Origin of the sequence: Mycobacterium sp. SMC-21 (assembly GCF_045310825.1) — a bacterium.
Classification (GTDB): Bacteria; Actinomycetota; Actinomycetes; order Mycobacteriales; family Mycobacteriaceae; genus Mycobacterium.
The window spans coordinates 128,363-138,941 of sequence record NZ_JBJIAO010000012.1 but is presented as its reverse complement, the minus strand read 5'-3'; the positions used below and the strand labels follow the sequence as shown (position 1 = coordinate 138,941).

Below are 10,579 nucleotides of genomic sequence, written 5' to 3'. Positions count from 1 at the left end.
TCAGATCATCCTCGGGAAGGTGCGCCCTTTCCTACGCCGCCTCGCCGAGGCTCATCCACAGGTTCTGATCATTGCTCGGCGACGACCACGCCGAGCGCTGGCAGCGCATGTGCCGCGACTACGGGACCAACACCCGCGATAACGCTGGCCTGGCCGATGGTCTGCAATTCCATACGGAATCGGCTGCCGGTGACAGCGATTGCCCGGTGTCGGATACATCGGTGCTCACGTTCACCGATGCCGCTGGCTCACCCGATTCGCTTTCGGTGGCCGAGTTCTGGCAGTCGCGCCAGGTGCTCGCAGACCTGTATCAGTTCGCGAAATCGCGTCGGTGCGGCCCGTGGGCAATGCTGGGCAATGTCATGTTGCGCGCAGCGAGCGCAATCCCTCCTGATGTGGTTCTGCCCCCGGTGGTCGGTGGTCAGGCATCGCTGAACCTTTACGTAGCGTTCGCGGGCAACAGCGGTGACGGCAAGGGTGCTGCCACGGTGGCCGCTGATGACTGGCTCGTTGCCGACACAATGCCCTACACCGCAGAAGCGGGTAGCGGCGAGGGCATGGTCAAGCAATTCGCCTACAAACAGAATCAGCGTGGCCAGCCACCGGCACAGATCAATATGCGTTGGTCGGTGCTGTTCGACGTTCGCGAGATTGATTCGCTGGGCGCAATCAGTGGCCGCAACAGCTCGACCATGCTGCCGATCTTGCGTAGCGCGTACAGCGGCGAGGCTCTGGGGTTTTCGTACGCAGACCCGACCAAGGCAATCAAGCTGTGCGCGCACCGCTATCGATTCTGCATGGGGGTCGGTGTCCAGCCGAAAAACGCTGGCGTATTGATCCACGACAGCGACGGCGGTACGCCGCAGCGGTACGTGTGGCTGCCGGTGCTCGATCCGGATATGCCCGACGTGCGGCCAAGTGCGCCACGGCGGCTAACGCTACGCAATTGGCAGGACGTTGCCCCCAAGAAAAAGCTCGGCAAAAACGGCGCGTACACGCTGGTGGCCGGTGCCGACCACACTGCATTGCTCGACACCGAATCGCGGTCCAAAGATCGTACGGAAATTGAAGTACCGGAACATATTTGGGTGTGGCTGGATCGCCAGCGGGTCGAGCACAACCGGGGAACCAAACGCATTGACGCGCTCGACGCGCACGCCAACCAAACGCGATTGAAAGTGGCCGCGATCCTGATGTGGCTCGATGGCCGAACCGACAAGATCACCGACGACGATTGGCGACTGTCTGGCGCTGTGATGGCCGTTTCGGTGCTGACACGCAAATGGATTGAGCAAAAGCTCGCTGCCAAGGCCGATGCAGCGCAGCAGTCAATCGGTAGGAATCAGGCCGTGCGCGACCGGGCTGCGAGCGAGGCCAAATCGCAAATGGAATCAGACGATATCGAGCGCGTGGCCGCGAAAATCATTCGCTTGCTGGGCGAGGCTGCCGAACCCGTGGCGCGCTGGAAATTGACTCAGAAGATTGCAGCTCGGGACCGACACCTATTTGACGACGCGGTTGGGCATCTAGTCGACACCGAGCGCGTACGGAAAATTGATACCAAAAGGAGCGGGGAGACGATCGGCTACAAATTGGCGTTGATCGATGCGAGCTAGCAAACGTGGCGTGCAGGCGATTTCGACCCTTGTACACCTTGTACACCTTGTACATGGGTGCGAAAAATTGTGTCGAACAGAATTTCGAACCGTTGTATACGAACAGGAAAAATAGAAAAAGATCAATCGCGTAATAGGGGATTTTCGGTCGGTGTCACGCGACATGTACAAGGTGTACAAGGTGTACAAGGGTGGCCGATGAAATCAGCTAATCCGCAAAGGGCAAGTGTATTTGAGTATGGAATCAATAGACAGGGGCAGGTGAGTTGCCAAAGGGTAAAAAGCTAGCGATTAAGCCAGGTGAGCTGGCGATTGTGTGCGATGGGTGCACGGGATTGATTATCGGCGATGAGGGTTTCCTGACTGTGGTGCCGGGTCTGGGAGGAATCAGGCGATGGCGAGCGTTTCACGACAACTGTGGATTGCGTGCCAGGAATGCAGATGTGTTGCGCGCGTTGGCGGGTTACGACGTCGGTGGATTGAAATCGGTTGTGGTGAGGACTGGCGCAGTGGCGACCTATACAGAGCTGTTGACGACACTGGCCGAGCTGGCGCGGTGTCCCGAACTGGATTTCGCGCAGACGGCATGGCCAGCATTGTTGCAACGCTTGGCTTTTGATACCGATTGGGAGCTGACCGACGGTCGCGGCAAGCACGATTTGAGACGGGAGAATGCCACGTACATACAAGCGGCTGGCCTAGGGGTTAAGGGTGGCGCAATCAGTGTGGTGACCGATGCCGACCGGGAGCGAATGCGTCTGGATAGCGAACGCAGTCAACGGCGCAACGAACAACGCAGAGCAGAAACGCAATTGGTGACGGAACAGGAGATAGCGGGATGACGCAATCAGTGAGCGAGATCGACAGTGGCGACTGGCCGTTAGGCCGTGCCAAGACAACGCAATTGGTGGCCGAGCTGGTCAAGTGCTCTGGTGGCGCTATCGGTAGCGATGAGCTGAACATCGCGGTAGCGGCTGTGGGTGAGCTGTTCACAGCGGCGAGCGTTTTGGAGCTGTGGAAGGCCGGAAAGATCGAATTCGGTTGGGACGCAGAAGATGAGCAACTGATTTTAGTTGACGCAAACAAGAGTGAGGCCGACCAAGATGGCCGGCTGATCTGGGAAAGGAAATAGGCATGACCACTCAGACCCATGGACTACCCGACCCATCGGCCAGTAGGCGATGCACAGCTCATTCTTCCCGCACCGGGGAGCCCTGCAAAAAATGGGCGATCAACGGCTCAACCGTGTGCGGCACTCACGGCGGGAAGGCTCCGCAAGTCGTAGCGAAAGCGCAACAACGCCTGCGTGAGGCCGCAGACCGAATGGCCGAGCGATTGCTAGGCATGGCGGATAGCGACAAAATTCCGAGTTATGTAGCGCTGCAAGCGATTAATTCAGCGTTGGACCGGGCCGGTGTTGTCGAGCAAAAACAGCTTGAGGTCACGGTCAAGCCGTACGAAAATCTCATGGCCGAAATCGAGAGCGGTTCGCGCGAGGATTACCGTCGCCAAATCGGGGATGAGCGGGCCGGGGAGCTGCCAGCATTTAGCGAGCTGGAAAGCGCTGCCACCCAGGGCCCTGGTGGGTCACCCGAGCGCGTGCGCGTGCTGGGCACGACGCCCGATGGTCACGAGGTCATCGACGCCGAGCTGGTCGAACAGACGGCCAGCGACGACCAGGGCGACACAGACGACGCCTTGCGGCAGAACGCCGCCAACCGGGCGCACCAACGCGCCACAGAAACGCTCGCGAATTACGCGCCGACGTACCCGCTGCCGAACGGTGGCTATATGCCGACCGAACAGGCGATGGAGGCCGCTGCCGACGCCAACCGGGAATATCGTCGCCAATTGAGCAGGCCGTGAGGGCAGGGCGAACCGTCGCAAATCCTTGGAACTGAGACGGGTCGGAGCGCGTACTGATTTGGCTACAAAATGCCTGGTCGGTATGTCTCACAACCTGTTTCAAAATGGTTTCGCAGAACTAGTCAGGTGTGCCATTTTGAGATAGATTCGGGGCATGACACAGACCACGACGACGGGCCAGGTGATCGGGTACGCCCGAGTGAGCACCGGCCACCAGTCACTAGACGCCCAGACCGACGCTCTGAGCGCTGCAGGTGTCGAACCGGCCCGCATCTACTCAGACCAGCTTTCCGGCGCTCTACGGCGCGCACAGCGGCCAGGGATGGACGCGCTACTGGACTACGCCCGAACCGGTGACGTGATCGTTGTGACCGGTATCGACCGATTGGGCCGTGACGCCGCCGAGGTAATGACCACGATTCGCGAGCTGACCGAGCGCGGCATTGTGCTGCGGTCTATTCGCGAGGGAATCGACACCGGCAACGCAACCGGTCGCATGATTGCCGGTGTGCTCGCGAGCCTGGCCGAGCTTGAGCTAGAGCTGATTCGCGAGCGCAAGGCAGCGAGTAGCGCAGCGCGCCGAGCGCGAGGCTTGAGTGTGGGCCGACCAAAAGCGCTGACCGCGTCCAAATCCCAACTGGCGCAACGTATGCGGGAATCTGGCGAGCCGGTGCCGGTGATCGCTGACGCTCTGGGCGTGAGCCGTGCGACGGTGTACCGCGTGCTTGGCGAGTCGAAAGATACTGCGGCGCAACAGGTTTCGGGCAATGAAACGCAAAGTGGCACAACGGAATTGGAGCGCTGACCATGGCACGCACGATTACGCGCAAATCTGCCAAGGGCAACCGGCATACCGCCATGTATTGCGAGAGCGATGGCAGCGAGCGCAGCGCCGGGACATTCAGTAGCAAAAAGGCCGCTCTCGACGCCGCACGCGATGCGGAAAACCTGGTGATGCAGGGCAAATCCCCGGTGAGCCTGCGCAAGCTCGGTAGCGATACGTTTGGCGTGGTCGCTGCCGAGTGGCTGGCCGGTCGCCACGATCTGAAACCGCGCACACGGCGCGGGTACGCGAACCTGTTGGCCACCAAAACCCGCGCTCACAAGACAATCGACGCCGAGACCAATTCGCTGGTCAGTACCGCAGGGCTCTCGATTGCCGCGACGTTTGGTGACCGCGCCATGAATACGATCACGCGCACCGATCTGGCCCGGTGGATTGCCGACATGGCCAAGGCAGGCAAGTCGGTGAGCACGATCCGGCACCACTTTTTCGTGGTGAAAGCGGTGCTCGACCAGGCCGTAGCCGATGGGCGATTGCTCGACAACCCTGCCGATCACGTCAAGCTGCCGACAGAGCGCACCGTGAGCAATAGCAATCCCGGTGTGGTTGATGACCCTGACCAATTCCTAGCGCCAAATGAGGTCGCCGCTCTGGTGGACGCGACCCCCTGGCCGTGCGCCGTCATGGTGCACCTGGCCGCGTGGTCGGGTCTGCGCGCTGCCGAGCTGGCCGGTCTACAGGTGGGCGACATCGATTGGCCGGTCAATCCTGGCGGCACGGTCTGGCTCAACGTGCGGCGCACGGTCGAGAATTCGGGCGAACTGCTGACCTACGACACGACCAAAACCAAACGCAGTCTGCGCCGGGTGCCGCTGCGCAAGACGACGGCGGAATTGCTACGGGATTACCTGGCCGTGCACCCGCGCCGTAGTGAGCCCACAGCGCCGCTGTTCTGCGCTGTGACGCTCACGCGCGTTAAGCCGACCGGAAAACGCGCACCGGGCACAGAAGACGGCACGCCGCTGACCGCAGCGCTTAAGGCCGAGCGTCAGGCAACCGCATTGGCTGCGCTTTCGGTGGCAGAAGCAACGCAGCGCTTACAGCTCGACTGGTCGCAAATGCTGAGCCACCAGACGTTCTACAAAGCGGTGTTTCGGCCCGCTGTTTTGCGAGCCAATCGACTTGCTCGCGAAACCCACACCCAGGGCCCTGGCGGGTCAATGGGTGGCCAGATCGCGGGGCACGGCGGCGAACTATTGCCACCGAAATTCAAATTCCACAGCCTGCGCCACACCTACGCGAGTTTGTGCGCCGCTGCCGGTCGCTCGGTGGAGGAAATCAGCGAGTGGCTAGGCCACGCAAAACCATCGACCACGCGGGATATCTACGTGCACCTATTCCGTACCGATGACGCCAGCGACGCTATGGCCGCGCTCGATGCATTGGACGCGCCGACCGGCTCGAACGTGTTGCCGCTGCGTCGGAGGGGTTAATCGCTATCGATGTTGGCCGAATGGCTTGGTGTTGCGTTGGATGACGTGACCCGTCGGTGTTGGCGGCCAAAATGGATCGCACCAACTACGAATATGGCGGCCGTAATTCCGACAACTACAATCCATGTCAGGCGGGTTTCGTGGCGTTCCTTACATTGATCGTGAACGGCGCTGCCGAACGCCAGGTCTGACATCATATTGTCGACAAGATTGGACGCGAAACGATCGAGGTCTGCCGAAGAGCGTACGGATTTTCGTGCGAAGTCGTTCGCGGCTTTGATGTTCGAGTCGTATGTCCAAGTGTCCGACGATGCGAATACGGTACCGCAGTCGCCATTGGTTACCTTCATTGGCATTGCTGCGAGCGAAATCAATATCACGAGGAATGTCGCAGCGATCGCGGTGAAAATGATTGCTATTCCCTTGTGCCCTGGAAGTGGTATCGCAAGGTAGTCCCGCGGCTGGTCTGTCATTGTTGTACTGCCTGGTACCAAGAAACTGTGTACCCGGCATCCTTGCATGCGCGGATAGTCGACGCGAACGTAATCATGAGGTCAGTATATTCGCTCGGATTGATCTGTAAGGATTCGCCTTTTGCGAGATTGTGTATAACGCTTTGAGCGCCTTGTACAAGATTTCGAGTGGCTTGCCTTACCTCTAAACTGGCTTCATTGATGGCCTCGCTTCCGTCAGTGAAGCCAGCCGTAGCGCCGATGGTAGTCAGCGCATAGAGTTGCTCGGTTAATTCCTTAGCGTTCACGGTCTGCGAAGTGTTAGTACCAAGGGTATTTTTGAAGCCGCGAAACGACTTTACAAATGGCATTCCGCGCGTCTCTAATCCGTTGGGCGCGCCGCAGACCTTGAGATCGGCAGACGTGGCAGCCGTGGCAACTCCCTCACCCGACGGCGCGATGGACTCGGTCGAGGTCTGCACGGTTGCCGTCGCTGCGACGGTCTGCGTAACGGTGGTGGCGTTGTTCCCCGAGTTGCCGCCACACGCCGCGACGGCGGCAATGGCGATACCTATGACCGGCGCGCCAATCCAACGCACTCGCCGCAATTCGCTACCAAACCCCACCATGCGCCCCTGTCTGTTGACTGTGCGAATCCTGCGCGGATTCTTACACACGCTAAGCGCGGCATGTCCTCAATTGACCGGTGAATCGCACCGCGTCAACCGCGTACGGCGCGCTGACCTGCGCTGACACCGGTGTTTGCTGGCTGGCGGTCAAATCCGGCCACAGCCATTCGAACAGGATTGCTAACCGAACGAAATCCGAACAAAACCGGGTCGCTGGTGGGCGTGGCCAGACCGGAAAACGCGCTGAACAGCGCGAATGGTGGAGCCGATGACGGGAATCGAACCCGCGTATTCAGCTTGGGAAGCTGATGTTCTGCCATTGAACTACATCGGCATGGTGCCGCTGCAGGATATCAACTCGGCCCGATAGGCTCCCCACGTGCTCCTCTCCGATCGCGATCTTCGTGCTGAAATCGCTGCTGGACGTCTCGGCATCGACCCGTTCGATGACTCGATGGTGCAGCCCTCCAGCGTCGACGTCCGGCTGGACAGCCTGTTCCGGGTCTTCAACAACACCCGCTACACGCACATCGACCCGGCGCAGCAGCAGGACGAGCTGACCACGCTGGTCGAGCCCGCCGAAGGCGAGCCCTTCGTCCTCCACCCGGGCGAGTTCGTGCTGGGCTCGACACTCGAAACCTGCACGCTGCCACACGATCTGGCGGGCCGTCTCGAGGGCAAGAGCTCACTGGGCCGGCTCGGCCTGCTGACGCACTCCACGGCGGGCTTCATCGACCCGGGCTTCTCCGGGCACATCACGCTCGAGCTCTCGAACGTCGCCAACCTGCCGATCACCCTGTGGCCCGGCATGAAAATCGGCCAGCTCTGCCTGCTCCGCCTGACCAGCCCGGCGGAGCACCCCTACGGCAGTGACAAGGTGGGCTCCAAGTACCAGGGACAGCGCGGCCCCACGCCCTCGCGGTCGTACCTGAACTTCGTCAAGCCCTAGCCCCGTTGACTGCGAACTGACGCAGAACTTCTGCGAGTCGCGGGCTACGTAGATTCGCAGTCAACGCCACCTGAGTGCTGAGTCCGCGGTGGAGGGGTGCGCTACTCGGCGTTTCTCGCCGTGGCCGCAGGATCAACGCACACGGGCTGCTCGCCGCCGTTGACCCTGTAACCAGGGCACCACTTACTCGACCTTTTGCGCCCTCGATACAGGGTCAACGCCTAGACCAAACTCAGCCACCCGGCATCGGGTTCACCGGCGCGACCGGGCTGGTGGGAATCGTCGTGCTCGTGGTCGGCACCGTCGTGGAAGTAGTGGTCGTGGTCGACGGAGTAGTAGATGTCGGGGAAGTGGACGTCGAAGTCGCGCTCGAAGACGTCACCGGCGGCGCCACCGGCACGCCCGTCGTCTCGGTGACCGTCGCGGTCGACGTCGAAGTAGACGGAGACGAAGACGAAGTAGAACCCGCAGGGGCGAGCACTGCACACGCCACCCGCCCACCGGCATCACCGGTCGCCAACGTCTCGGCGTCCGGCCCAGGTGTGCCGTTGTGGGTGTAGCGCGGCGGGATGTTGGCGAAGTTGTCCGGCCCCTGGTGGATGATCAGCGCACTGCCTTCGGGCCCCTTCAGACCGGCTTCGGTGAATGCGTCGGTCGTCGCGACGACCTTCCCGGTGCCGTCGCCGCGGATGTTCAGCGGCGTCAGGTCACCGCTCGCCGGATGCCCGGTGTGCCCCGCGACCTGCAGGTGGCCGCCGGCCGAGGTGAAGTCGCCTTCGCACTTGCCGACGGAATGGATGTGCATGCCGTGGCTACCCGGGGCGAGGATGCCGCCGCCGGTGGTCTCCACGGTCACGGTGGCGTAGCCGTCGGTGAAGTCGATCGAGGCGTTCGCGACGGGCCTGCCGTCGGAGGTCTTCAGCACGACGTTCAGCGCGGACGGATTGGCCTGGGTCCAGGTGGTCGGCGGCGCCGAGGTCGATGATTTCGACGTGTTCTGGTTGGAGGAGTTGCAGGCGGCCAGCACAAAAACGGGTGCAGTGAGCAGGGCGGCAGCTGCAGTTGTGCGCTTCAACATGAACACCCTGATACCCGGAACCACCAGCGTCTAACCGCCACTTGTTTCACGGGGAACCACGCCCCAAATACCCATGTGAGGCTGGTGTAACAAGTCGGAAACGCAGTCGCCGCGTGCCGGAAACGCCGCCGATACATCCTCGTCAAGATTGTCGAAGGAGTCTCACGTGCAAGGCATCGATCCCGCCGCCACCGCTTGGCTGCTCGCCAGCACCGCTCTCGTCCTGCTGATGACGCCGGGCCTGGCCATCTTCTACGGCGGCATGGTCCGCACGACCGGCGTGCTCAACATGATCATGATGAGCTTCATCTCGATTCCGCTGGTGACGGTGGCGTGGCTCGTGCTCGGGTACACGCTGGCCTTCTCCGACGGCGACGGTTTCCTCGGCAACCTCGAGCACTTCGGCATGCTCGGCATCAGCCCCAGCACCACGCACGGCGCCGTCCCGGAGCTGCTGTTCGCCACCTTCCAGCTGACGTTCGCCATCATCACCGCCGCCCTGATCAGCGGCGCCATCGCCGACCGCGCCAAGTTCTCGGCGTGGATGGTGTTCGTGCCGATCTGGGCGATCGTCGTCTACAGCGTGATCGCGCACTGGGTCTGGGGTCCGGACGGCTGGCTCGCCAAGATGGGCGCGCTGGACTACGCGGGCGGCCTGGTCGTCGAGATCGCGTCGGGCGCCTCGGCGCTGGCGCTCGCCATCGTGCTGGGCCCGCGCATCGGCTTCAAGCAGGACGCCATGCGCCCGCACAACCTGCCGTTCGTTCTGCTCGGTGTCGGTCTGCTGTGGTTCGGCTGGTTCGGCTTCAACGCGGGCTCGGCGCTGGCCGCCAACGGCACCGCCGCTGCGATCTTCCTCAACACCCTGGTCGCAGGCTGTCTCGGCATGCTGGGCTGGCTCACCGTCGAGCAGGTACGCGACGGTAAGCCGACGACATTCGGCGCGGCGTCCGGCGTCGTCGCCGGCCTGGTCGCGATCACCCCGTCGTGCGGCACGGTCAACACGCTGGGCGCGCTCATCGTCGGCCTGCTGGCCGGTGTGGTCTGCTCGTTCGCGGTCGGCCTCAAGTTCAAGCTCAACTACGACGACTCGCTCGACGTCGTCGGCGTGCACTTCGTCGGCGGTGTCGTCGGCGTCGTGCTGATCGGCCTGCTGGCGACGGATGTCATGACCGGCGGCGTCCGCGGCCTCTTCTACGGCGGCGGATTCGCCCAGCTCGGCAAGCAGTTGCTCGCGATGGCCGTCGTCGCCGCGTACGCCTTCACGGCGACGTTCGTCCTCGGCAAGATCATCGACAGGGTCATGGGTTTCCGGCTCAGCGCCGAGGACGAGACCGCCGGCGTCGACTTCACCCAGCACGCCGAAACGGCCTACGCGGAGGGCGTGCACGGCCACCTGGGCACCCGCCGCCCGACGGGTTCCAGCTCGCTGACCGATCTGTTGAAGCAGCCTCGCCCGGACGCCGAGGACGCCTGAAACTGCTTAGGTCATCTACGCCGAACGCGGGTAGGGTTGAACCACCGGCATTGGCGGGACCATGTGAGCCAGCGCCGCGGCAAGAACTGCATCGTGGCTCCATGAGCTGGGGGAATCGGTAACGACTCCGCCGTTCGCTGCGATGAAGTATCTGGTTGTGGCCTGCGCGGCAGGGAATTCTCGGTGTCGGCCTAGATAGCGTAGCGAACACTATTGGAGGGTCAGTGGACATCGT

General features: G+C 62.0%; 11 protein-coding genes and 1 tRNA gene. 8 read left to right on the top strand and 4 right to left on the bottom strand.

What is annotated here, in order from left to right; translation table 11 throughout:
• Nucleotides 1-71: 71 nt before the first annotated feature.
• From ACJH6H_RS14825 to ACJH6H_RS14800, 6 genes are all read left to right on the top strand, one after another.
• Nucleotides 72-1,616, top strand: coding sequence for a hypothetical protein (locus ACJH6H_RS14825; protein ID WP_406775168.1), 1,545 nt, complete (start codon nt 72-74; stop codon nt 1,614-1,616).
• Nucleotides 1,617-1,951: 335 nt separating this feature from the next.
• A complete protein-coding gene (locus ACJH6H_RS14820) occupies nt 1,952-2,458 on the top strand; it encodes a hypothetical protein (RefSeq protein ID WP_406775167.1) in 507 nt (168 codons plus the stop codon).
• Nucleotides 2,455-2,748 carry a hypothetical protein gene (locus tag ACJH6H_RS14815; RefSeq protein ID WP_406775166.1) on the top strand — a complete coding sequence of 98 codons (294 nt, stop codon included), beginning with the start codon at nt 2,455-2,457 and terminating at the stop codon, nt 2,746-2,748. The genes ACJH6H_RS14820 and ACJH6H_RS14815 overlap by 4 nt, the downstream gene beginning before the upstream one ends.
• A gap of 191 nt (nt 2,749-2,939) precedes the next feature.
• Nucleotides 2,940-3,482, top strand: coding sequence for a hypothetical protein (locus tag ACJH6H_RS14810; protein WP_406775165.1), 543 nt, complete (start codon nt 2,940-2,942; stop codon nt 3,480-3,482).
• Nucleotides 3,483-3,636: 154 nt separating this feature from the next.
• Nucleotides 3,637-4,287: a recombinase family protein gene (locus ACJH6H_RS14805; protein WP_406775164.1), complete on the top strand. Its 651-nt coding sequence runs from the start codon at nt 3,637-3,639 to the stop codon at nt 4,285-4,287.
• Between the two features lie 2 nt (nt 4,288-4,289).
• Nucleotides 4,290-5,759 carry a tyrosine-type recombinase/integrase gene (locus tag ACJH6H_RS14800; protein ID WP_406775163.1) on the top strand — a complete coding sequence of 490 codons (1,470 nt, stop codon included), beginning with the start codon at nt 4,290-4,292 and terminating at the stop codon, nt 5,757-5,759.
• On the opposite strand, the gene ACJH6H_RS14795 is transcribed toward ACJH6H_RS14800, so the two are convergent.
• The 3 genes from ACJH6H_RS14795 to ACJH6H_RS14785 all read right to left on the bottom strand — a co-directional run bounded on the left by ACJH6H_RS14795 (nt 5,756) and on the right by ACJH6H_RS14785 (nt 7,174).
• Nucleotides 5,756-6,232 (bottom strand): hypothetical protein, encoded by a 477-nt coding sequence (locus ACJH6H_RS14795; RefSeq protein ID WP_406775162.1) that lies wholly within the window; start codon nt 6,230-6,232, stop codon nt 5,756-5,758. The genes ACJH6H_RS14800 and ACJH6H_RS14795 overlap by 4 nt on opposite strands.
• Complete coding sequence (locus ACJH6H_RS14790; RefSeq protein WP_406775161.1) at nt 6,229-6,840, bottom strand: hypothetical protein; 612 nt, start codon at nt 6,838-6,840, stop codon at nt 6,229-6,231. The genes ACJH6H_RS14795 and ACJH6H_RS14790 overlap by 4 nt, the downstream gene beginning before the upstream one ends.
• Nucleotides 6,841-7,100: 260 nt before the next feature.
• A tRNA-Gly gene (locus ACJH6H_RS14785) sits at nt 7,101-7,174 on the bottom strand.
• 45 nt (nt 7,175-7,219) lie between these two features.
• Between ACJH6H_RS14785 and dcd the strand changes: the two genes are divergently transcribed.
• Nucleotides 7,220-7,789: a dCTP deaminase gene (gene dcd / locus ACJH6H_RS14780; protein ID WP_133428252.1), complete on the top strand. Its 570-nt coding sequence runs from the start codon at nt 7,220-7,222 to the stop codon at nt 7,787-7,789.
• 232 nt (nt 7,790-8,021) lie between these two features.
• On the opposite strand, the gene ACJH6H_RS14775 is transcribed toward dcd, so the two are convergent.
• Nucleotides 8,022-8,867 carry a superoxide dismutase family protein gene (locus ACJH6H_RS14775; RefSeq protein ID WP_406775160.1) on the bottom strand — a complete coding sequence of 282 codons (846 nt, stop codon included), beginning with the start codon at nt 8,865-8,867 and terminating at the stop codon, nt 8,022-8,024.
• Nucleotides 8,868-9,033: 166 nt separating this feature from the next.
• On the opposite strand from ACJH6H_RS14775, the gene ACJH6H_RS14770 reads away from it, so the two are divergent.
• Entirely contained in the window at nt 9,034-10,344 is a 1,311-nt protein-coding gene (locus tag ACJH6H_RS14770) for an ammonium transporter (protein ID WP_212808106.1), read from the top strand.
• Nucleotides 10,345-10,579: the final 235 nt, after the last annotated feature.

Excerpts from the sequence above, each read along its gene's own strand:
- ACJH6H_RS14790 (WP_406775161.1), bottom strand. The coding sequence starts at position 6,840 with ATGGTGGGGTTTGGTAGCGAATTGCGGCGAGTGCGTTGGATTGGCGCG.
- ACJH6H_RS14775 (WP_406775160.1), bottom strand. The coding sequence starts at position 8,867 with ATGTTGAAGCGCACAACTGCAGCTGCCGCCCTGCTCACTGCACCCGTT.
- ACJH6H_RS14815 (WP_406775166.1), top strand. The coding sequence starts at position 2,455 with ATGACGCAATCAGTGAGCGAGATCGACAGTGGCGACTGGCCGTTAGGC.
- ACJH6H_RS14795 (WP_406775162.1), bottom strand. The coding sequence starts at position 6,232 with ATGACAGACCAGCCGCGGGACTACCTTGCGATACCACTTCCAGGGCAC.
- ACJH6H_RS14800 (WP_406775163.1), top strand. The coding sequence starts at position 4,290 with ATGGCACGCACGATTACGCGCAAATCTGCCAAGGGCAACCGGCATACC.
- ACJH6H_RS14810 (WP_406775165.1), top strand. The coding sequence starts at position 2,940 with ATGGCCGAGCGATTGCTAGGCATGGCGGATAGCGACAAAATTCCGAGT.
- ACJH6H_RS14805 (WP_406775164.1), top strand. The coding sequence starts at position 3,637 with ATGACACAGACCACGACGACGGGCCAGGTGATCGGGTACGCCCGAGTG.